Source organism: Pseudotabrizicola sp., assembly GCF_030656345.1.
GTDB lineage: Bacteria > Pseudomonadota > Alphaproteobacteria > Rhodobacterales > Rhodobacteraceae > Pseudotabrizicola.
Window position 1 is genome coordinate 343057 of sequence record NZ_JAUSNR010000010.1, and the last position, 20584, is coordinate 363640.

General features: G+C 62.0%; 20 protein-coding genes. 12 read left to right on the top strand and 8 right to left on the bottom strand.

Going from position 1 to position 20584, the window contains the following annotated elements; translation table 11 throughout:
* Positions 1-89 precede the first annotated feature (89 nt).
* From Q7J44_RS05380 to Q7J44_RS05420, 9 genes are all read left to right on the top strand, one after another.
* A complete protein-coding gene (locus tag Q7J44_RS05380; RefSeq protein WP_304878047.1) occupies positions 90-857 on the top strand; it encodes an ABC transporter ATP-binding protein in 768 nt (255 codons plus the stop codon).
* A 46-nt stretch (positions 858-903) separates the two neighbouring features.
* Positions 904-1629 (top strand): transporter substrate-binding domain-containing protein, encoded by a 726-nt coding sequence (locus Q7J44_RS05385; protein WP_304877757.1) that lies wholly within the window; start codon positions 904-906, stop codon positions 1627-1629.
* 42 nt (positions 1630-1671) lie between these two features.
* The gene (locus Q7J44_RS05390) at positions 1672-2553 is read left to right on the top strand and encodes an ABC transporter permease (protein ID WP_304877759.1); all 882 of its coding nucleotides are present in this window, start codon (positions 1672-1674) and stop codon (positions 2551-2553) included.
* Positions 2550-3377, top strand: a complete 828-nt coding sequence (locus Q7J44_RS05395) for an ABC transporter permease (protein WP_304877761.1) — start codon at positions 2550-2552, stop codon at positions 3375-3377. The genes Q7J44_RS05390 and Q7J44_RS05395 overlap by 4 nt, the downstream gene beginning before the upstream one ends.
* A 125-nt stretch (positions 3378-3502) precedes the next feature.
* The gene (locus tag Q7J44_RS05400; RefSeq protein WP_304877763.1) at positions 3503-4837 is read left to right on the top strand and encodes a glutamine synthetase family protein; all 1335 of its coding nucleotides are present in this window, start codon (positions 3503-3505) and stop codon (positions 4835-4837) included.
* Positions 4838-4915: 78 nt separating this feature from the next.
* On the top strand, positions 4916-5596 hold the full coding sequence (locus Q7J44_RS05405; protein ID WP_304877764.1) for a type 1 glutamine amidotransferase: 681 nt from the start codon (positions 4916-4918) through the stop codon (positions 5594-5596).
* A 30-nt stretch (positions 5597-5626) separates the two neighbouring features.
* Positions 5627-6982, top strand: coding sequence for a glutamine synthetase family protein (locus tag Q7J44_RS05410; RefSeq protein WP_304877766.1), 1356 nt, complete (start codon positions 5627-5629; stop codon positions 6980-6982).
* Positions 6979-8280, top strand: coding sequence for an FAD-binding oxidoreductase (locus Q7J44_RS05415; RefSeq protein WP_304877768.1), 1302 nt, complete (start codon positions 6979-6981; stop codon positions 8278-8280). Before Q7J44_RS05410 ends, Q7J44_RS05415 begins: the two co-directional genes overlap by 4 nt.
* 89 nt (positions 8281-8369) lie before the next feature.
* The gene (locus tag Q7J44_RS05420; RefSeq protein ID WP_304877770.1) at positions 8370-9560 is read left to right on the top strand and encodes a DegT/DnrJ/EryC1/StrS aminotransferase family protein; all 1191 of its coding nucleotides are present in this window, start codon (positions 8370-8372) and stop codon (positions 9558-9560) included.
* 68 nt (positions 9561-9628) lie between these two features.
* Here the strand turns inward: Q7J44_RS05420 and Q7J44_RS05425 are convergent, their stop codons facing one another.
* The 4 genes from Q7J44_RS05425 to Q7J44_RS05440 form a co-directional block, all read right to left on the bottom strand.
* Positions 9629-10585 carry a LysR family transcriptional regulator gene (locus Q7J44_RS05425; RefSeq protein WP_304877772.1) on the bottom strand — a complete coding sequence of 319 codons (957 nt, stop codon included), beginning with the start codon at positions 10583-10585 and terminating at the stop codon, positions 9629-9631.
* Between the two features lie 6 nt (positions 10586-10591).
* A complete protein-coding gene (gene phaR / locus Q7J44_RS05430) occupies positions 10592-11146 on the bottom strand; it encodes a polyhydroxyalkanoate synthesis repressor PhaR (protein WP_304877774.1) in 555 nt (184 codons plus the stop codon).
* 433 nt (positions 11147-11579) lie between these two features.
* Positions 11580-12032, bottom strand: coding sequence for a Phasin (locus Q7J44_RS05435; protein ID WP_304877776.1), 453 nt, complete (start codon positions 12030-12032; stop codon positions 11580-11582).
* A gap of 134 nt (positions 12033-12166) precedes the next feature.
* Positions 12167-13972, bottom strand: coding sequence for an alpha/beta hydrolase (locus tag Q7J44_RS05440; protein WP_304877778.1), 1806 nt, complete (start codon positions 13970-13972; stop codon positions 12167-12169).
* Positions 13973-14076: 104 nt separating this feature from the next.
* On the opposite strand from Q7J44_RS05440, the gene phaZ reads away from it, so the two are divergent.
* Positions 14077-15387 (top strand): polyhydroxyalkanoate depolymerase, encoded by a 1311-nt coding sequence (gene phaZ, locus Q7J44_RS05445; RefSeq protein ID WP_304877780.1) that lies wholly within the window; start codon positions 14077-14079, stop codon positions 15385-15387.
* On the opposite strand, the gene Q7J44_RS05450 is transcribed toward phaZ, so the two are convergent.
* A complete protein-coding gene (locus Q7J44_RS05450) occupies positions 15379-16086 on the bottom strand; it encodes an alpha/beta fold hydrolase (RefSeq protein WP_304877782.1) in 708 nt (235 codons plus the stop codon). The two genes, phaZ and Q7J44_RS05450, sit on opposite strands and share 9 nt — an antisense overlap.
* 109 nt (positions 16087-16195) lie before the next feature.
* Complete coding sequence (locus Q7J44_RS05455; protein ID WP_304877784.1) at positions 16196-16954, bottom strand: carboxylesterase; 759 nt, start codon at positions 16952-16954, stop codon at positions 16196-16198.
* Positions 16955-17081: 127 nt separating this feature from the next.
* On the opposite strand from Q7J44_RS05455, the gene thrS reads away from it, so the two are divergent.
* Positions 17082-19028, top strand: coding sequence for a threonine--tRNA ligase (gene thrS, locus Q7J44_RS05460; protein ID WP_304877786.1), 1947 nt, complete (start codon positions 17082-17084; stop codon positions 19026-19028).
* A gap of 433 nt (positions 19029-19461) precedes the next feature.
* The gene (locus Q7J44_RS05465; RefSeq protein ID WP_103332975.1) at positions 19462-19668 is read left to right on the top strand and encodes a cold-shock protein; all 207 of its coding nucleotides are present in this window, start codon (positions 19462-19464) and stop codon (positions 19666-19668) included.
* Between the two features lie 90 nt (positions 19669-19758).
* On the opposite strand, the gene Q7J44_RS05470 is transcribed toward Q7J44_RS05465, so the two are convergent.
* A complete protein-coding gene (locus tag Q7J44_RS05470; RefSeq protein WP_304877789.1) occupies positions 19759-20088 on the bottom strand; it encodes an arsenate reductase family protein in 330 nt (109 codons plus the stop codon).
* A 72-nt stretch (positions 20089-20160) separates the two neighbouring features.
* A complete protein-coding gene (locus Q7J44_RS05475; RefSeq protein WP_304877791.1) occupies positions 20161-20556 on the bottom strand; it encodes a DUF2177 family protein in 396 nt (131 codons plus the stop codon).
* Positions 20557-20584: the final 28 nt, after the last annotated feature.

Consider the following 20584-nt stretch of genomic DNA (forward strand, 5'->3'; position numbering starts at 1 on the left):
GCAATGGCGCGGAACTTGCGCCCTATTTGATCAACCTTAATTCCAAGCGAGGCCCAGTGACCGCTGCCCCCCTGCCCCCCAGTCCGGCCATGCAAGACACTCCGGTGATTGATATCCATGGCCTGCACAAAGCCTATGGCTCGCTGGAGGTGCTCAAGGGCGTCGATCTGACAGCCCCCCGCGGCCATGTGATCAGCCTGATCGGATCATCGGGTTCGGGCAAATCCACCCTGCTGCGCTGCTGCAACCTGCTGGAGGACAGCCAGCAAGGCGAGATCCGGTTTGAAGGCGAATCCGTACGCTGGAAGGGTCAAGGGCTGAACCGCCACCCGGCAGACCGGGCGCAGGTCACCCGCATCCGCACCAACCTGTCGATGGTGTTCCAGCAGTTCAACCTGTGGTCCCACATGACCATTCTGCAAAACGTGATGGAGGCCCCCATCACCGTTCTGAAACGCAATCCGGCCGAGGTGGAAGCCAAGGCGCGCGAATATCTGGCCAAGGTCGGCATCGCCGACAAGGCCGATGCCTGGCCTGCGATGCTGTCGGGTGGCCAGCAACAGCGCGCCGCCATCGCGCGGGCGCTGTGCATGGAACCGCGCGCGCTGCTGTTTGACGAGCCGACCTCTGCGCTGGACCCGGAGCTGGAGCAAGAGGTGGTCCGCGTGATCAAGGCGCTGGCCGAAGAAGGGCGCACGATGATTCTGGTGACGCATGACATGAAGCTTGCCGCCGATTGTTCAGACCACGTCATTTTCCTGCATCAGGGGCTGATTGCCGAACAGGGGCCACCCTCGGCACTGTTCACAAACCCGCAAACCACCCGCTTGCGTGGCTTTCTTTCTGCCACAGCCTGAGGTTACACTTGAACCATAACAACAGCTTACCAATGGGGAGACACATATGAAAAAGCTGCTGATCGCAACCGCGCTTGTCGCGCTGACGGCGGGAGGTGCCCTTGCACAACAAACCGTCCGCATGGGGACCGAAGGGGCCTATCCGCCCTTCAACTTCATCAATGACAACGGCCAGGTTGACGGGTTTGAACGCGAGCTGGGCGACGAGCTGTGCGCCCGCGCCGAGCTGACCTGTGAATGGGTCACGACCGACTGGGATTCGATCATCCCGAACCTGCAGTCCGGCAACTATGACACCATCATCGCCGGGATGAACATCAACGAGGAACGGTCCAAGGTGATCTCGTTCACCCAGAACTACACCCCACCGGCCCCGTCGGCCTATGTCGGGCTGACGGCAGATGTTGATATTGAAGGCGGCGTGATTGCGGCGCAGGTCAACACCATCCAGTCCGGCTATCTGGCATCCACCAGCGCCACCTTGCTGGAATTCGCGACCCCGGATGAAACGGTCGCTGCCGTGCGCAACGGCGAGGCAGATGCGGTGTTTGCCGACAAGGACTATCTGGCACCCATCGTGGCCGAATCAGGCGACGCGCTGGTGTTTGTCGGCGAAGACGTGGTGCTGGGTGGCGGTGTCGGCATGGGCCTGCGCCAGTCGGACACCGAGCTGCGCGGCAAGTTTGATGCCGCCATCACCTCGATGAAGGAAGACGGCACGCTGAACACCCTGATCACCAAGTGGTTCGGCGACGACGCGGACGTATTCTGATGACAATGCCCCCGCGCTTTTGCGGTGCGGGGGCAAATCCCCATGTTTGAAATCTGCGCTGATCCCAAATCGCTGGAAGGCCTGACATGGCTGTCGTGCTACCTGACCTCAGGCAAGCACATGAACATGTATTGGGCCTTTGGCACCGTGCTGTTGTTGCTGGCGGTCACCGCACCCATTGCCATGCTGTTCGGCTTTGTCGGGGCGATGGCGGCGCGCAGCCAGTTCTTTGTGCTGCGCCTGATCGGCAAGGGCTATACCGGCATGGTGCGCGGTGTGCCCGATATCGTGTTTTTCCTGTTCTTCGTCATCGCGCTGGATCAGGGCATCGAATACCTGATGCATATTGTCCGCTGCCCGGACTGGACCGACCCTGTGCGCAACGGGCTGGAATTCCGGGTCTGCCCGCAGGCGAAGGTGCCGCTGAATTCCGCGCCGCAGGTGGTGCATCAGTTTTACGGCTTCATGCTGGCGGTGCTGACATTCGCGCTGGTGTTCGGGGCCTTTGCCGCCAACGTGCTTTATGGGGCCATGCAGGCGGTGCCGCGCGCGCAGCTGGAGACCGCCGAGGCCTATGGCCTGTCGCCCGCGCAGGTGTTCCGCCGGGTTCTGGTGCCGCAGATGTGGGTCTATGCCCTGCCCGGGCTGTCGAACCTGTGGCTGATCCTGATCAAGGCGACGCCCTTGCTGTTCCTGCTGGGCGTGCAGGATATCGTCTATTGGGCGCGCGAGTTGGGCAGCGCCAAAACGCAGGCCTTTGACTATCCGCACCCCGACTGGCGGCTGTACTACTTCCTTGCGCTTCTGGTGTTCTACCTCGCCTTCACCCGTGTGTCTGAAATCGTGCTGAACCGGGTGTCGGCCCGTCTGTCCAAGGGGCAGGCCACCGCAGCGGGCGAAGCGATGCGGAAGGCCGGCATATGACCTGTTGGGAAACAATCGGGGCCTATGCCTTCCGCTCGCTCGGCTACGGTGAACGCCTGCTGCCGCGCACCGATTTCACCCTGTGCCAGCAGTTCACGCTGATCGGGTCGGGGATGATCTGGAATGTGTATTTCGGCGTGGTGGCGCTGGCGTTCGGGTTCCTTCTGGCCAATGCCATCGCATTCGCCAAGGCATCGCACAGCCCCTTGGTGCGCAAGCCTGCGGAATGGTTCATCTTTCTGTTCCGCGGATCGCCTTTGTTCATCCAGTTCTTTCTGGCCTATGAGGCGCTGCAGATGCTGCCCCGCGCCGGGATCGACGTGTTCGGCATCACGGTGCAGACCGCATGGACGACGAAAGCCTGGGCCGGGGCGCTGTTTGTGCTGTTCCTCAACACCGCCGCCTATTCGGCCGAGATTTTCCACGGCGCGCTGCGGTCGATCCCCAAGGGCGATCTGGAGGCGGCCGACGCCTATGGCCTGTCAGGTTTTGCCAAATTCCGCCGCATTCAATGGCCGACCATGCTGCGGCTGGCATGGCCCGCCTATACCAATGAGGCGATCTTTCTGTTCCATTCCACCACGCTGGTGTTTTTCTCAGGCTTTCCGGCGTTTCAGCAACGGGGGGATGCGCTGTATTACGCCAGCTATTTTGCAGACAAAACCTTTAACCCCTTTGTGTCATATCCGATCGTGGCCGGTTACTTCATCCTGCTGACATTGCTGTTGATCTGGCTGTTCAGCGCCATCAACACCCGGCTTAACCGGCATTTGCCATCTAATATGGGGGGTAAAATTCGCTTGCGTCCTCAGGTGATCAGATAGTAGCGTCTATTTGATCAAATTATTCGGGCACCCGTCCGGACCCGTGCCCTGCACGGGAGGAAAGATCACAAACCAAGGATGGAACAAGGGCCGCGCCCGGTGCTAGGCCCCGACCAACAATCATGATGAAGGACTACCTGCGTAAACACCCGCAAGTGCGCACGATCCGCGTCGCCGCCGCCGACCTGAACGGTCAGGCCCGTGGCAAACGGATCCCCTCCCGCTATGCCGACAAGGCGGTCAAGGAAGGCACCCGTTTCCCGTTCTCGATCCTGTCGCTGGATATCTGGGGCGAAGATATTGACGACAGCCCGATGGTCTTTGAACAGGGCGATCAGGATGGCGTGCTCAAACCCACCGAACGCGGCTTCATGCCGATGCCATGGCTGGAGGCACCAACCGCGCTGCTGCCAATCTGGATGTTCCGCGAAAACGGCACCCCCTATGACGGCGACCCCCGCCACGCGCTGAATGCGGTGGTCAAGCAATACAAGAAGCGCGGGCTGACCCCCGTGGTGGCGATGGAGCTGGAGTTTTTCCTGATCGACGATTCCGGCAAGACGCTGCAAGTGCCGTCCTCGCCCCGGTCGGGCAAGCGCCGCAAGGCGGCGGAAACCATGTCGATCCGGGCGCTAGACGCGTTTGATACGTTCTTCACCGACCTGTACGACGCGTGTGAGGCGATGGACATTCCCGCCGATACCAGCACATCCGAAACCGGCCTCGGCCAGTTCGAAGTGAACCTGATGCATTGCGACGACGCCCTGCGCGCCGCCGATGATGCGTGGTTGTTCAAGCTGCTGGTAAAGGGTCTGGCGCGCCGCCATGGCTTTGCCGCCAGCTTCATGGCCAAACCCTATGCCGAGTATTCCGGATCGGGCCTGCACACGCATTTTTCCGTGCTGGATGCCAATGGCGACAATATCTTTGACTCTGGCGGGCCCAAGGGCACGGCGGCGCTGAAGCAGGCGGTTGCCGGCTGTCTGGCCGCGATGTCCGATTCCACGCTGGTCTTTGCGCCGCATGAAAACAGCTATGAACGTCTGGTGCCCGACAAGCACGCCCCCACCGCGATCTGCTGGGGCTATGAAAACCGCACCGCAGCTGTGCGTATTCCGGCAGGCAACCCGGCAGCGCGGCGGATCGAACACCGCGTCGCGGGCGGCGATGTGAACCCGTATCTGATGCTGGCCACCATCCTTGGTGCCGCGCTGATGGGGATGGAGGACGAGATGGAGCCGCCATCGCCTGTCAGCGGCAACGCCTATGCGATGGAACTGCCGCAGATTCCCGCCACATGGGAAGCGGCGATTGATGCGTTTGAGAACAGCGATATGCTGTCGCGGTTCCTGCCCAAAGAGCTGATCCGCAATTTCGTGCTGACCAAGCGGCAGGAAATGCACTACATCGCGGAACTGACCCCGGAAGAGCGGATCGAGCTTTATCTCGATACGGTCTGACGCCAGACCTTCCGCGCCCCCTTGACCTGACAGGGGGGCGCGGCACAAAGCTTTCACACCCTTAACTTCGGACAGGTCATGCTGATCGGCATTCTGCAAACCGGGCTCGCCCCCGATGCTCTGGCCCCCGCCATGGGCGATTACCCTGACATGTTCGCCCGCCTGCTGGACGGGCACGGCTTTGCCTTCCGCACCTTTCCGGTGGTCAACGGGGTGTTTCCGGGTGGCGTGCACGACTGCGACGGCTGGCTGATCACCGGGTCCAAACACGGGGCCTATGAGGATCATCCGTGGATACCCCCGCTGGAAGATTTCATCAGGCAAGCCTTTGCCGCCCGCGTGCCGGTGGTGGGCATCTGCTTTGGCCATCAGATCATCGCGCAGGCGATGGGGGGCCGCGTTGAGAAATATGCCGGTGGCTGGTCGGTCGGCCCCACCGAGTATGATTTTGACGGTCAGACCCTGACCCTGAACGCCTGGCATCAGGATCAGGTGGTCAAACGCCCCGAAGGTGCCACGGTGATTGCCAGCAACGGATTCTGCGAAAACGCCGCGCTTTTGTATGACGACCGGGCGCTGACCATTCAGGCGCATCCCGAGTTTCAGGCCGATTTTGTCGACGGGCTGATGAAAACCCGTGCCATCGGCGTGGTGCCCGACCCGCTGTTGCAGACAGCCGCGACAAAACTGGGTACACCCTTGGACGATACCTCTGTCGCCGCCAGGATCGCGGCCTTTTTCAAAGCGCCCCGGACCTGACGTCCGGGGGCAAACACACGGACCAACCCCATGTCCAAATGGACCGAAAAACTGCCCGAAGCCGCGCGTGACTTTATCGGCGACCGCCGCGTGGATGAGGTGGAATGCATCATCGGCGATATCGCCGGGGTCGCACGGGGCAAAGCCATGCCCGCCGCCAAATTCGCCACTCAGAAAAGCTATTTCCTGCCGAATTCGATCTTTTTGCAGACGATCACCGGCGAATGGGCGGACAACCCGTTCGACGCCTTCACCGAACCCGACATGATCCTTGAGCCGGACTTCACCACCGCCACTGCCGCGCCGTGGACGGCAGATGTGACCTTGCAGGTGATCCACGACGCCAAGGATCAGAACGGCGTGCTGATCCCCTATGCGCCGCGCAATGTGCTGCGCCGGATTGTCGATCTCTATGCCGAACAGGGCTGGCAGGCCGTGGTCGCGCCGGAAATGGAATTCTTCCTGACCGCCCGCAACATTGACCCCAACATGCCGGTGTTGCCGCCCATGGGCCGCTCTGGCAGGCGCGCGGCGGGCAAGCAGGCATATTCGATGTCGGCGGTCGATGAATATGGCAAGGTGATCGACGACATCTATGATTTCGCCGAAGCCCAGGGGCTGGAGATTGACGGGATTTTGCAGGAAGGCGGCGCGGGTCAGATCGAGCTGAACCTCGCCCATGGCGATCCGGTGCGGCTGGCCGATGATGTGTTCTTCTTCAAACGCCTGATCCGCGAAGCCGCCCTGCGCCATGATTGCTTTGCCACCTTCATGGCGAAGCCGATTGCAGGCGAACCGGGGTCGGCGATGCACATCCACACCTCGGTGGTGGACAGCAAATCCGGCAAGAACATCTTTTCCGGCCCCAAGGGGGTGGAGACAGAGGCATTTCTGCACTTCATCGGCGGCTTGCAGAACCATCTGGGTGCGGGCATCGCGCTGCTGGCGCCTTATGTGAACAGCTATCGCCGCTATGTCCCCGACTTTGCCGCCCCGATCAATCTGGAATGGGGCCGCGACAACCGCACCACCGGCTTGCGGGTGCCGATCTCGACCCCCGGCGGGCGCCGGGTCGAAAACCGGCTGCCGGGGATGGATTGCAACCCATACCTTGGCATCGCAGCCACCCTCGCCTGCGGCTACCTTGGCCTGATGGAAAAACGCAATCCCCGGCCGGAGTTCATCGGATCAGCCTACATCGACAGTGACGAGATTCCGGTCAACATGGGCGATGCGCTGGATCTGCTGGATGAGGATGCAGCGCTGAAAGCGGTGCTTGGCGACGGGTTCTGCAAGGTCTACGATTCCGTCAAGCGCAACGAATACAAAGAGTTCCTGCAGGTGATCAGCCCGTGGGAGCGTGAACACCTGCTGCTGAACGTATGAACCTTTTGCACGCCAACGACCGGGCTGGGGAGTATCCGCCGTCTTATTACGCGGCGACCGCCACGCCGCTGGACCCCTTCCCCACGCTGCAGGGCCAGACCCGCGCCGATGTCTGCATCATCGGTGGCGGCTATACCGGGTTGTCGGCGGCGCTGCATCTGGCGCAGGCGGGGCTGGACGTGGTGCTGCTGGAGGCGCACCGGATGGGTTTTGGCGCCTCAGGCCGCAACGGCGGGCAGGTCGGCTCCGGCCAGCGGCAGGATCAGGACTGGCTTGAGGCAGCCGTGGGTCGTGAAGATGCGCACCGGCTGTGGGACATGGGCGAAGACGCCAAGACGCTGGTGCGTGGGCTGATCGACCGCCACGCGATGCCGGTCACCTTCCACCCCGGCATCGCCCACGCCTGCCGCTCTGCCGCCGAAGTGCACCACGCCCATGCCTATGCCGAGAAACTGGCGCGCGATTATGGTTACACCCAGATCGAGCCGCTGGACCGCGAAGAAATGCGCGCCATCATCGGATCAGACGCCTATCACGGCGGCGATCTGGATAGGGGCGCGGGCCATCTGCACCCGCTGAACTTCGCGCTTGGGCTGGCAAAAGCCGCAGCCGATGCGGGCGCGCGGCTGTTTGAGCGTGCAGAAGTGCATCACCTCACCCACGGCGACAAGCCGGTGGTGCAAACCGCCAGCGGGCAGGTCACTTGCGACCATGTGATCCTCGCGGGCAACGGCTATCTGGGCGGGCTGGACCGCAAGGTGGCGGCCCGCGTCATGCCGATCAACAATTTCATTCTGGCGACCGAGCCTTTGGGCGACCGCGCCGCCGGTATTCTGTCGCGCCCGATTGCCGTGGCCGATACCAAATTCGTCGTCAACTACTGGCGGCTGTCGGAAGATAACCGGCTGCTGTTCGGCGGGGGCGAAAGCTATGGCTACCGCTTTCCAGATGTCGCGCGCACGGTGATGAAACCGATGCTTGAGGTCTATCCACAGCTGCGCGATGTGCGGGTCGATTATGCCTGGGGTGGCACGCTGGCCATCACCATGAACCGGATGCCCTGCTTTGCAAAGGTCGCGCCGAATGTGCTGTCGGCGTCGGGCTATTCCGGGCACGGCGTGGCGATGGCGACGCTGGCGGGCAAGATGATGGCACAGGCCGTGCAGGGACAGGCTGGCGGCTTTGACCTGATGGCGCGCCTGCCACAACGCCGCTTTCCGGGGGGGGCAGCCCTGCGCTGGCCCCTGCTGGTCGCCGCGATGACATGGTATTCGCTGCGCGACCGGCTGGGCATATAGGCAAACCGCCGCCACGTCATGGATTTGTCACTGGCTTTGAGGGCTGCCAAAGATTAAGCAATGCTTAAACTGACTTTAAGGATTGCCACATGGCGCATGACGGCCAGACCCTGCCCCCGAACGTTTACGACGCCGAACCGATCCCCGACGCCGCCCGCGCCGAGATTGACCGGCTGTTAAGCTCGGGCGATCTGTTCCGCTATACCGCTGCCAAGGATTCGCCGGTCAGCCTGCTGGAACAGGAATTTGCCGATCTGCTGGGCAGCCGCTATGCGCTGGCGGTATCGTCCTGTTCCGCTGCCCTTTTCCTGTCGCTCAAGGCGCTGGACCTGCCACGCGGGGCACGCGTTCTGATCCCTGCCTTCACCTTTGCCGCCGTCCCCTCTGCCGTGGTCCACGCCGATTGCGTGCCGGTGCTGGTCGAGGTTGGCGACAGCTACCGCATTGATATGGATGACTTCGCCGCCAAACTGCCGGGGGCTGCGGCGGTGCTGGTCAGCCATATGCGCGGCCACACGTCTGACATGGATGCGATCATGGCGTTGTGTGATGCCGCAGGCATCCCGGTGATCGAGGATGCGGCGCACTCGCTGGGCACGCTCTGGGCCGGGCGCAATATTGGCACCATCGGCAAGGTGGGCTGCTTCAGCTTTCAGTCCTACAAGATGGTGAACGCAGGCGAAGGCGGGATCATGGTCACCGACGATCCGGAAATCGCGGCGCGGGCGGTGATCATGTCGGGCGCCTATGAGGAGAACTGGAAAAAGCACCCCGGTTTTCAGAACAGCTACTGCGACTGGCAGAACAAGCTGCCGCTGTATAACTTGCGGATGCAGAACCTGTCGGCGGCGGTGATCCGGCCACAGCTGCCGCTGATCGCCCGGCGGGTGGCGGACGGGCGGTGCAATCATGATCATGTGGCAGCGGCGCTGAACGCTTGCGGGCTGCTGCAGGTGCCCCCTGCCCTGCCACCCGAACTGCGCGCCCCGGATTCGATCCAGTTCACGCTGGTGAGCGGATGGACCGATGCACAGGCGCTGCGGTTTCAGGTCGAGGCGAAGGCGCGCGGCGTGTCGGTGCAAATCTTTGGCCTGTCCGAGGGGAATGCGCGTGCGTTCTGGAACTGGCAGTTTCTCGGCGATGCGCCCGACCTGCCGCTGACCCGCGCCATGCTGATGCGGGCCTGCGATGTGCGGCTGCCCGCCCGGCTGACGCTGCCGGAACTGGACTACATCGCCGACGCCTTGACCGATGCTGCACGGGCCGCTCATCCGGCGTGACCGCCGTCTTCGCTCCGAAGCCCGCCACAGCTCAGCGATGACAGCCGTCAGGCTGGAAGAGCGACGCGTCAGGACAGATGCAGATCCGGCCCCAGCCAGGGCCAGAGGCTGACGGCAGGCGTCACGATCGAGGCACCGATCAGGCGGCGCAGATCCTGCGCTACCCGCTCCGGCACATCTCCCATCACCCCGGCGCGGGCGGACAGTGAAATGCTGCGGGCAAGCGGCGCGCCGGGCAGCGGCAGCACCTCGACCTCACCCAGAAACCGGGCGGCGTGGTGCAGCGCCAGCGGGGTCAGGATTGTCCAGCCCGCACCCTGTGCCACCAGCGCCAGAATGGCGTGATAGCTGTCGAGTTCAAACCGGACCTGCGGGCGTTGGTTGGCGCGGGCCAGATGGCCGGCGATCTGACGGCCCATCAGATGGCGGGCGGAATAGAGGATCAGCGGCACCTCGGCACTGGATTTCGGGCCTGCCGTCTTGGGCCGCACCGCGACAAAGGGTTCGGTCAGGATCGGATGCACCTCGCGCCAGCCGGCGTCAGACCCCTCAGACCCCAGCTCCGCCGCGACCGCCAGATCCAGCGCCCGCGCTTCCAGCTTATCCAGCAGCCGGTGGCTGGCCCCGGTTTCCAACAAAAAGCGGCAGTCGGTCATGTCCTGCGCGAGGCCGGACAGCAGGGCGGGGGTCACTTCGGCATCGAAATCTTCGATCATCCCCAGTCGCAGGGTGCTGAGCCGGGCCATGTCGGCGCGGGCAAGGTCGGCGCGGGCTTCGGCTTCGGTGTTCAGGATCACCTGCGCATGGCGGCGGAACAGGTGGCCCCCCGGGGTCAGCACAAAGGGGCGGGCGGTGCGGTCGAACAGGACCGCGCCCAGCGTGGCCTCTGTCGACGCAAGCTGCTGGCTGACCGCCGGGGGCGACACGCCCAGCCGCCGGGCGGCGGCTGAAATCGTGCCTTCTTCCGCGACGGCCAGAAAGACCTCTATCCCCCACAGGGTGACGCGGGTCTGCGGATCGGCCATGATGGCTTACAGCTTGGAGAGTTTCTTTTGCAGCTCGGCCAGCTGCTTCTTGATCTGGGCCAGATCCTCGGCGCTGGTGGCGTCCTCCTTGTCCGGCTCGGGGCCAGAGCCGGACCAGCCCGGAACACCGCTCATCATCGTCTTCATGAAGGCTTCCTGCTGCTTGCGCATCAGATCGAACCCCGGCATTGCGGCCATCGGGTTCGGCAGCACGCCAAGGTTGCCCATCATCTTGGACTGGCCTTCGCGCAGCATCTCGAAGCTGGCGGCGAGGAATTGCGGCACCACCGAATGGACGTTGGTGGTGTAGCTGCGGACCAGGTCGGTCAGCACGGCAATGGGCAGGACGTTTTCGCCCTTGGATTCATGCTCGGCCACGATCTGCAGCAAGTACTGGCGGGTCAGGTCGTCGCCGGACTTTAGGTCGACGATCTGAACCTCGCGGCCTGCGCGGATGAAGCCTGCGATATCCTCCAGGGTCACGTAATCGGAGGTCTCGGTGTTGTACAGGCGGCGGCTGGCGTAGCGTTTGATCAGCAGCGGCTTGTCGGTGTCGGCCATGGCCACCCTCCCCTTCGGTTGTGCACGTGCAGAGAAGCTTATCAGGCCCCGGACAAAAGGGAAGCCTGACTGGTGGGCCTGACGGGGGCAGCCGGGCTTCCCCCTGTGTTACAGAGGGCGATAGTGTTTTAATTCAATGGCTTGGATTTTTCGTTTTGGTGAAAAATTAACGAATGGCGGGATGGTGGAGGGTGCGCAGGAGACAAGCCCCCGCCGCGGCGCGGCTCCTCGCGGGATCCCTCGGGACGGAGAATGCTGCAGGGCGCAGCTTGTGCCGCCTTCGGGACAAGCAAAAAGGCGGGCCCCGGAGGACCCGCCTTTCGCCGATTTGCGCCGAGGGAGGAGGAGAGCGCAAATCAGCAGTGATCAAACACGATCCGAACTGGCACAACACAAGTAACCCGGTCCGACAGGCCGGATCAGGCCCTGATGATCACTTGGCAGCGGTGGAGGTGGCTTTTTTGGCGGCAACGGTCACGTCGTTGGTCGCTTTTTTCACGGCGGCGGTCGCGTCTTCCGACATGTCCTTGCCGGCAGCCAGCATCAGCTCGACGGTTTCCATCTGCACTTTTTTCGCAACTTCTGCGAAAGCGGCCAGATTTTCAGCAGCCATTTCAGCCGCAGCCGATGCAAAATCGGTGACCGATTTGGTGTAATCGGTCGGTTCGGTTTTGGCTTTGGACACGTCGCTCATTTTGGCGATGGTGTCTTTGGTCCATTTGGCGGTGATTTCGGTCGACTTTTCAGCAGCTTCCAGAGCCACTTTCGACATTTTTTCGGCCAGAGCAGCCTGAGTCTTGAACGCGTTCTGCATCGCGGACGAGTCAACCGGGAAGGAAGCCATCATGTCCTGCATCACTTTTGCGAAATCCGGGGTCTTGGTCATAGGTCTTCTCCTGCTTGGCCGGAGGGTCCGACCTGTTTTCCATGAACGCAATATAGATGCTGCACTGCAGCATTTCAACCATTTTTCTGCAATGCAGCATTTATTCCGGAAGGCAAGGCCTAACCCCTTGGCGCTTAATCATTTCCCGCAATCACCGTTGCCGTTACGTAAGTTCCCGGGGCGTCACACAGCACCGGATTGGTGGAATCGCCCGGAATTCTGGCGGGAATCATCTTGCCTGATCTGCCCTTCAGCCAGTCATTCCAGCGCGGCCACCAGCTGCCTTTGTTAAAGCTGGTCGTGGCCTTCCACTCTTCGGGCACGCCTTCAACGGGCGCGTCAGAGGTGTAATGGCCGTATTTGTCCTTTGACGGAGGATTGATGATCCCGGCGATATGGCCGGATTCCGACAGGATGAAGGTTTTGTCCTTCGACCCCATCTGTTTGATGCTGTTGAAGCTGCCGCGCCAATGCGCGATGTGATCGGTCTCGCAGGCAATGGCGCAGAGCGGCACCTTGACGCCGGACAGGCTGACCGGCTCGCCAAATACCGGGAAGGTGCCGCGCGCAAAGCCGTTGCCCTGGCACAGGCCCCGCAGGTATTCGACTGCCATGGTGGCCGGCAGGTTGGTGCCATCGCCATTCCAGAACAACAGATCAAAGGCGGGCGGCGCTTCGCCCATCATGTAGCTTTTGATCGCCGGTTGATAGATCAGATCGTTGGAGCGCAAAAAGCTGAAGGTGCGGCCCATGAAGAATTTCGACAAGATGCCATCGCGCGCTGATTGCCGCTCGATGCCATCGACGAAATCATCTTCCAGAAACACGCCCACTTCGCCCGGATCAGAGAAATCGGCGAGGGTGGTGAAGAAGCTGGCGGATTTAACCGAAGTATCGCCCACCCGGTCCAGATGCGCCAGCGTCAGGCCCAGCGTGGTGCCCGCGATGCAATAGCCGACCGCGTTGATCTGCTTCTGTTCGGTGATCCGCCGCACCTCTGCCATGGCGCGCAAAAACCCGTCGCGGATGTAGTCGTCCATGCTGACATCGGCATAGGACGCGTCGGGGTTGACCCAGGATACGACAAACAAGGTGTACCCCTGATTGACGATCCATTTGATCAACGAATTGGCGGGCTTCATATCCATGATGTAGAATTTGTTGATCCACGGCGGGAAGATCAGCAAGGGCGTCGCATGCACCTTTTCGGTGGTGGGCGCGTATTGGATCAGCTCCATCATCCGGTTGCGGTAGACAACAGAGCCCGGCGTGGTGGCGATGTTCTGGCCGACGTGAAACGCCGCCGGATCGGCCAGCGTGACCAGCACGTCGCCATTGTTCGCCTCGATGTCACGGACAAGGTTCTCCAAGCCCTGCACCAGACTTTCGCCATCGGTCGCCACGGCCTTTTCCAGCGCATCGGGATTGGTGCCCAGAAAGTTGGTGGGTGAGAACATGTCGATGATCTGCTTGGTGAAGTATTCGACCCGGCGACGGTCTGTCGGTTCCAGCTTTTCCAGATCGCCGATGGCATTGGTCATCGCCTCGGCGTTCATCAGATATTGCTGTTTGATGTAGTTGAAGGCCGGGTGAGTCTCCCACAGCGGGTTGGAGAATCGGCGGTCTTTCGGGGTGGGATCGGCGGGGGCCTTCAACTCGCCCGACAAAAGCGCCTGCTGGGCATCGACATAATGCTTTAAACTTTTGCCCCAGAAACTGATCTGCTGTTCCAGGATCTTGGACGGATTTTGCATCATTTCGGCCACATAAGCGGCCGCAGCCTTCATATACACCTCATTCGAGGGGCCGGAGAGTGCATTATCGGCCTGTTTGCGATGCGCCAATGCGGCGAGCAGACGTTGAGAAAGTTCCTCCACCCGTGCCAGATTGGCTTGCATTCTCTGCAACTTTAGTCCCGCGTCGCTGTCGTCAGTTGTCATGATACCAAATCCCCCCTAACCTGCCCACGTGCAGCATAACGTCGCCGGACTGGGGGGGAAAGCGACGAATTGCCGGGGCACCATGGCCCGGAATGGAGATGCAGATGAAATACATGACCACTTACGACATGATGGAAACCGCGCGCAACACCAATGCCTGGATGGGGGCAACCGCGCGGGCGATGGCATCCTATCCGGTGTTTGCGTTGTCGATGAACCCGATGCTGCCGCTGATGGCCGCCTGGGGTGAGGTGACGGAACGGACGTTCGACCGCATGGTCGCCAAGCCCGACTGGGGCATCCGCTCGATCGTCGGGGCCGATGGCACCGACCATCTGGTCGATGTGGTCCCGGTGGTGGAACGGCCCTTTGGCAGCCTGATGAAATTCGACGTGCGTCGGCGGGAGCCGATGAAGCGCCGGGTGCTGATGGTGGCGCCGATGTCAGGGCACTATGCCACGCTGCTGCGCTCTACCGTGCTGTCGCTGCTGCCCGACTGTGATGTCTATATCACCGACTGGCACAATGCGCGCGACATTCCGGTCAGCGCCGGCAAGTTCGATATTGAGGATTATACGCTGTATCTGGCCGAATTCATGCGCGAGCTTGGGTCGGATATCCATGTGATCGCGGTCTGTCAGCCGGTGCCGCTGGCGCTGGCCGCCACCGCCTATCTGGCGGCGGAAGACCCCAGCGCGCAGCCGCGCAGCCTGACGCTGATCGGCGGGCCGGTCGACCCGGATGCCGCCGCGACCGAGGTGACCGATTTCGGCCGCCGGGTGACGATGGGCCAGCTGGAACAGCTGGCGATCCAGCGCGTCGGCTTCAAGTTCAAGGGCGCGGGGCGGCTGGTCTATCCGGGGCTGTTGCAGTTGCAGAGCTTTATCTCGATGAACGGCGAGCGGCATTCCAAGGCGTTCAGCGAACAGATCATGCGGGTCGCGCGCGGCGAAGCGTCGGATCACGACGGGCACAACCGGTTCTACGATGAATATCTGGCCGTGATGGACATGACGGCGGAATTTTATCTTTCGACAGTGGAGCGGATCTTCAAGAACCGTGAAATTGCGAAGAACGAATTCGTGGTTGCCGGTCGCAAGGTGGATTTCGGCGCGATCACCGATGTGGCGGTCAAGATCGTCGAAGGGGCCAATGATGATATTTCCGCGCCCGGACAGTGCCTTGCGGCGCTGGACCTGCTGACCAACCTGCCCGACAACAAGAAGGCAGCACACCTGGAACCCGGCGCGGGGCATTACGGGATTTTTGCAGGCAAGTCCTGGCGGCTGAACATCCGGCCGCTGGTGCTGGCCTTCATCGACGCAAATTCCGACGCGCCGAAGACGGCCAAGGAAAAGACCCCTGCTGCAAAGCCGGACCAAGGGGAAAACGTGATCAACCTCGCGTCAGCGTAGGATCATCGGACCGGAGAGAAAGCCCTCGATCGCCGTGGTCACGGCATCGGGGGCCTCCAGCATCGGCAGGTGGCCTGCCTCCTCAATCCGTTTCAACACCGACGACGGCATCAGGTCACGCGCGAATTCCTGACGGCGTAGCGGCAACAGGGTGTCATGGATGCCGGTCAACAGCAGCGCGGGCACGGTGGCGCGGCGCAGGGTGCGTTGCTGATCCGGGCGGCGTTGCAGGGCGCGGCACTGGCGCAGATAGACCCCTTCGCCCAGCCCCAGCGCCATATCCTGCAGCAGCGCCAGCACTGCATCACGGTCCGGCGTATCGGCAAGGGCGTTGGCGGGCACATCCTCGGCCATCGCGGCCTTGATCCGGCCCGATTGCGCGGCGACCATCCGCGACTCTCGCTGTGCGGCCATCTGCGGTGCCTCGGCCAGCGGGTCGGTGGCGATCAGCACGATATGGGTCACCCGGTCAGGCGCACGGCGCAGGATATCAAGCGCCACAACCCCGCCCAGACCATGGCCGACCAGCGCAAAGCGTGGCGGGGCGTGGCGCAAGGCATCCTCGCTCATCTTCTCGACCGAATCCTGCACCGGCAGATAGATCTGTGCGGGATGACATGTGCCAAGGGCCACAACCTGCGGCAGGAAGGCGCGGGCGTCCTGCATCAACCCGGGGATGAAAAGGATGGGGTCCGGCATCAAGCTGCCCTGGTCCGGAAGAAGACAGATATGTTCGAATGTGGCAAGCGATGGCGGGAAGTTAACAAAATTTTAACCGAAAATATTGGAAAATGACAATCGCTGAAGATCATTCCGACACCCGGTTCAGAATATCAGTGATCGCCTGCGGGATCATCGCCAGACAGTCGGGGGTGGAAAAGCGGTGGTCTGTGCCCTTGACCAAAGTCAGCCGCAGATCGGGGCTGGTGGCGTGATCCAGCAGCCGCACTGCCACCGAGGGCGGCACATCGGTATCAGCTGTGCCTTGCAACAGCCTGACCGGAAACGGCAAATCCAAATCGTCGCGCAGGACCAGACGGCTGCGGCCCTCCTCAATCAACCGGCGCGTGATGATATAGGGCTGATCGGCGTAGTCTGAGGGCAACTCGACCCGGCCCGCAGTTTCCAGCGTCTGGCGCTGTGCATCGGAAAACCCGGCCCACATGCTGTCTTCGGTAAAATCCGGCGCGGCGGCGATGCCGACCAGACCAGCCACGCGCTGCGGCATGGCGCGCGCCAGCAACAGCGCGATCCAGCCGCCCATGGAAGATCCGACGAGGATCTGCGGCCCGGCGGTCAGGGTGGTGATGGCGGCCAGAGCATCTTCAAACCAGTCACCAATCGCGCCATCCAGAACATCGCCCGAAGACTGGCCGTGGCCCGAATAGTCAAACCGCAGGAAGGCGCGGCCCTGCTGTGCCGCCCAGTCCTGCAAAAACAGCGCTTTGGTCCCGGTCATATCGGATTTGAACCCGCCGAGGAACACCACACCCGGCCCCTGCCCTGCCATCCGGTGAAAGGCGATGCGCCGGTCCTGCGGGGTGGTCAGAAATTGCGGCTGTGTCATGGCGTCCCCCTGTCCCCGCCCTTCTACGCGAGGGGCGTTGACTTTGCCAAGCGCGGCGGGCAGAAACGCGCCCGATATAACCCGCAACCGGGCGTTTCGTAGGCGCCAAAACGACGAGGAGGCCGATATGGCACCGATTTCTCTGACCTTTCCCGATGGCAATGTGCGTGAGTTTGACGCGGGCGTGACGCCTGCCGAAGTGGCGGCATCTATCGCGCCCAGCCTCGCCAAGGCCGCGATTTCGGCGCAGGTCGATGGCCAGCACTGGGATCTGGCGTGGCCGATCCCGGGTGATGCGAAACTGGCGATCAACACGCTGAAGGATGATGCAGCGGCGCTGGAACTGATCCGCCACGATTGCGCGCATATCATGGCGCGCGCGGTGCAGGAGATCTGGCCCGATGTAAAGGTTACCATCGGCCCGGTGCGCGATTACGGCTGGTTTTACGATTTTGACCGGGCCGAGCCATTCACGCCCGACGATCTGGGCCAGATTGAAGCGAAGATGAAGCAGATTATCAACGCCCGCGAGCCGGTGAAGACCGAGCTGTGGGACCGCGCCCGCGCCCGCGCCTATTATGAAGAGCGCGGCGAGCCGTTCAAGCTGGAGCTGCTGGACCGGATTCCGGCGGGTGAAGACATCCGCATGTACTGGCATGGGCCGTGGCAGGATCTGTGCCGGGGGCCGCATCTGCAACACACGGGGCAAGTGCCTGCCGATGGCTTCAAGCTGACCCATGTGGCGGGGGCGTACTGGCTGGGCGATTCCACGCGCCCGATGCTGCAGCGCATCTACGGTGTGGCGTTCCGCAACCGCGACGACCTGAAAGCCCATATGACCATGCTGGAAGAGGCCGCCAAACGCGACCACCGCAAGCTGGGGCGTGAGATGGGCCTGTTCCACATGCAGGAAGAAGCACCGGGCCAGATCTTCTGGCACCCGAACGGCTGGAACATCTATGTCGCCTTGCAGGATTACATGCGCCGCAGGCAGCGGGCCGATGGCTATGTCGAGGTGAACACGCCGCAGGTGGTAAACCGCAAGCTGTGGGAAGCCTCGGGTCACTGGGAGAACTATCAGGAAAACATGTTCATCGTTGAAGTTGACGAGGAACATGCCCGCGAAAAGACGGTGAACGCGCTCAAACCCATGAACTGCCCCTGCCATGTGCAGATCTTCAACGTCGGCCTGAAAAGCTATCGTGATCTGCCGATCCGGATGGCGGAGTTCGGGTCTTGTGCCCGCTATGAACCCTCGGGTGCGCTGCATGGCATCATGCGGGTGCGCGGGTTCACGCAGGATGACGCGCATATCTTCTGCACACTGGCACAGGTGGAGGAAGAGTCGAAGAAGTTCATCCAGCTGCTGGCGCGGGTCTATTCGGACCTTGGCTTTGACAAATGGCGGGTGAAGCTGTCGACGCGGCCGGAAAAGCGGGTCGGGTCTGATGAGATCTGGGACAAGATGGAAGAGGCGCTGGCCAATGCCTGCCGCGCGGCTGGTTATGAGTTCGAACTGTTCCCCGGCGAAGGCGCGTTCTATGCGCCCAAGCTGGAATTCGTGCTGACCGACGCGATTGGCCGTGACTGGCAGTGCGGCACCCTGCAGTTGGACCCGAACCTGCCCGAACGGCTGGATGCGGCCTATATTGGCGAAGACGGCGCGAAACACCGGCCCTTTATGCTGCACCGCGCGGTTCTGGGCAGTTTTGAGCGGTTCATCGGCATTCTGATCGAGAACTTTGCCGGCAAGCTGCCGTTCTGGCTTGCCCCGCGTCAGGTGGTGGTGGCGTCGATCGTGTCGGACGCCGACCCCTTTGTCGAAGAGGTGGTGACGGCGCTGACGCTGGCGGGCATCCGGGCCGAGGCTGACATGCGCAACGAAAAGATCAACTACAAGGTGCGTGAGCATTCGGTGGGTAAGGTGCCGGTCATCCTCGCCATCGGGATGAAGGAAGTGGAAGAGCGCACGGTTTCGGTGCGGCGCCTTGGAGAGACCCAGACCCGCGTGGCGGCGCTGGATGCGCTGGTGGCAGAGCTGAAGGCCGAGGCGTTGCCGCCCGATCTGCGCTGAGGCGATTGCGGGTGATCACAGACCAGGGGGCTTCGCGCCCCCCGGACCCCCGCGGGATATTTTCAGACCGAAAATAAGGGCCAGGAAGGTCGGCCCGATCTTGCCAGATGCATGGGCCCTTTAAGGCGACCCGGTCGTGTGCGGACGTTGTGGTAGTCCCCTTGCCGCTGATGGGGGGCCGGGTGGATCGGTTTTTGGCGGGTCGGTGGGTGCGCAAACTGCGCAGAAAACTGCCGACGGACCAGAAAACCTGCCCCCGGGGCAATGTTGCGGAAGATGAAACCGCGAAACCTCTTGATTTTAAGCGAAAGTGAGTCATCCTTGGGTCAAGTGATGACAGACTTTCTGACCGCCTCGCAGACCGAAGGCCGTAGAATCTGGCGGAACGGCTTGCGGCAATTCCGCTGCGAGGTGAGTTGAGAGGAGAGACGGCATGCCCACCGGCACAGTGAAATGGTTCAATGCAACCAAGGGGTTCGGCTTTATCGCACCCGATGATGGCGGCAAGGACATCTTCGTTCATATTTCTGCGGTTGAACGCGCCGGGCTGCAAGGCCTGAACGACAACCAGAAGATTGCCTATGAACTGCAGTCGGGCCGTGATGGCCGGGAATCGGCCAGCGACCTGCGGCTCCTTTGACTGTCGGCCTGTGAAGACACGGGCCTTTTCAGGACTGATTCGACAAACCAAACGGTCCGCTGTGCGGGCCGTTTGGCATTTCGGGCGGCGTCAGCCGGTGGTCAGCGCATCAATGGTGGCCTGATCCCAGCCCAGATACCATTTGCCACCCGCATCAATTACCGGGCGTTTCATCACGGCGGGTTGGCTGCTGATCTGTGCCTCGGGGTCTGACGCCTTAAGAAAATCGCTGAACCCCCGGTAGGTGGTCGAGGTCTTGTTGATGATCCGGTCACCGAATTCGGTGACAATCTTGTCGATCTCGGCTTCATTCAGCGGATCTTTGCGCACGTCGCGGAAGGTGACGGGGTGGCCTGCGGCCTCCAGCGTCTTGATCGCCTTTTTGCAGGTGTCGCAGGTGGAAATGCCGTACAGGATCATTGGGGGCCTCATAAGATCTGGTCTGGGGGATGTGTAACCCGGCGTGGCGCGCGCGGCCACCCCCCTGCGCTTTCAGCCGAGCAGTGCGCGGGTGATCGTCACCCCAGCCCAAGCGGAAAACGCGGTCAGCACGGTGCCCCAAAGCGTATCGGTGATCACCATCGACCAGTGCCAGTCGCGCAAAATGGCATAGCTGGTGAATTCATAGGTGCCGTAAGCCATGGCCCCGATGATCGCGGCGGGCAGGATCAACGGCGCGCCGTCGCGCAGGGCGGGCAGGCTGACCAGATACAAAAGACCCGCAACATAGGCCGCATAGAACAGCCCGGCGGGCGCATAGCGGATCGGTTCAGCCATCAGCGCGCCGATGTGGCGGGTAAACAACGGCTTCATCACCAGCGTCAGCATGATCGCATCGACGATCAGAAACACCAGCGCGGTGGACAGATAGAGGGTCACAAGTTGCATCGGAAACTCCCTTTTCCACGATGATAGG

Coding starts and splice junctions, on each gene's coding strand:
- Q7J44_RS05380 (WP_304878047.1), top strand. CDS start 90: ATGCAAGACACTCCGGTGATTGATATCCATGGCCTGCACAAAGCCTAT.
- Q7J44_RS05385 (WP_304877757.1), top strand. CDS start 904: ATGAAAAAGCTGCTGATCGCAACCGCGCTTGTCGCGCTGACGGCGGGA.
- Q7J44_RS05390 (WP_304877759.1), top strand. CDS start 1,672: ATGTTTGAAATCTGCGCTGATCCCAAATCGCTGGAAGGCCTGACATGG.
- Q7J44_RS05395 (WP_304877761.1), top strand. CDS start 2,550: ATGACCTGTTGGGAAACAATCGGGGCCTATGCCTTCCGCTCGCTCGGC.
- Q7J44_RS05400 (WP_304877763.1), top strand. CDS start 3,503: ATGAAGGACTACCTGCGTAAACACCCGCAAGTGCGCACGATCCGCGTC.
- Q7J44_RS05405 (WP_304877764.1), top strand. CDS start 4,916: ATGCTGATCGGCATTCTGCAAACCGGGCTCGCCCCCGATGCTCTGGCC.
- Q7J44_RS05410 (WP_304877766.1), top strand. CDS start 5,627: ATGTCCAAATGGACCGAAAAACTGCCCGAAGCCGCGCGTGACTTTATC.
- Q7J44_RS05415 (WP_304877768.1), top strand. CDS start 6,979: ATGAACCTTTTGCACGCCAACGACCGGGCTGGGGAGTATCCGCCGTCT.
- Q7J44_RS05420 (WP_304877770.1), top strand. CDS start 8,370: ATGGCGCATGACGGCCAGACCCTGCCCCCGAACGTTTACGACGCCGAA.
- Q7J44_RS05425 (WP_304877772.1), bottom strand. CDS start 10,585: ATGGCCGATCCGCAGACCCGCGTCACCCTGTGGGGGATAGAGGTCTTT.
- phaR (WP_304877774.1), bottom strand. CDS start 11,146: ATGGCCGACACCGACAAGCCGCTGCTGATCAAACGCTACGCCAGCCGC.
- Q7J44_RS05435 (WP_304877776.1), bottom strand. CDS start 12,032: ATGACCAAGACCCCGGATTTCGCAAAAGTGATGCAGGACATGATGGCT.
- Q7J44_RS05440 (WP_304877778.1), bottom strand. CDS start 13,972: ATGACAACTGACGACAGCGACGCGGGACTAAAGTTGCAGAGAATGCAA.
- phaZ (WP_304877780.1), top strand. CDS start 14,077: ATGAAATACATGACCACTTACGACATGATGGAAACCGCGCGCAACACC.
- Q7J44_RS05450 (WP_304877782.1), bottom strand. CDS start 16,086: ATGCCGGACCCCATCCTTTTCATCCCCGGGTTGATGCAGGACGCCCGC.
- Q7J44_RS05455 (WP_304877784.1), bottom strand. CDS start 16,954: ATGACACAGCCGCAATTTCTGACCACCCCGCAGGACCGGCGCATCGCC.
- thrS (WP_304877786.1), top strand. CDS start 17,082: ATGGCACCGATTTCTCTGACCTTTCCCGATGGCAATGTGCGTGAGTTT.
- Q7J44_RS05465 (WP_103332975.1), top strand. CDS start 19,462: ATGCCCACCGGCACAGTGAAATGGTTCAATGCAACCAAGGGGTTCGGC.
- Q7J44_RS05470 (WP_304877789.1), bottom strand. CDS start 20,088: ATGATCCTGTACGGCATTTCCACCTGCGACACCTGCAAAAAGGCGATC.
- Q7J44_RS05475 (WP_304877791.1), bottom strand. CDS start 20,556: ATGCAACTTGTGACCCTCTATCTGTCCACCGCGCTGGTGTTTCTGATC.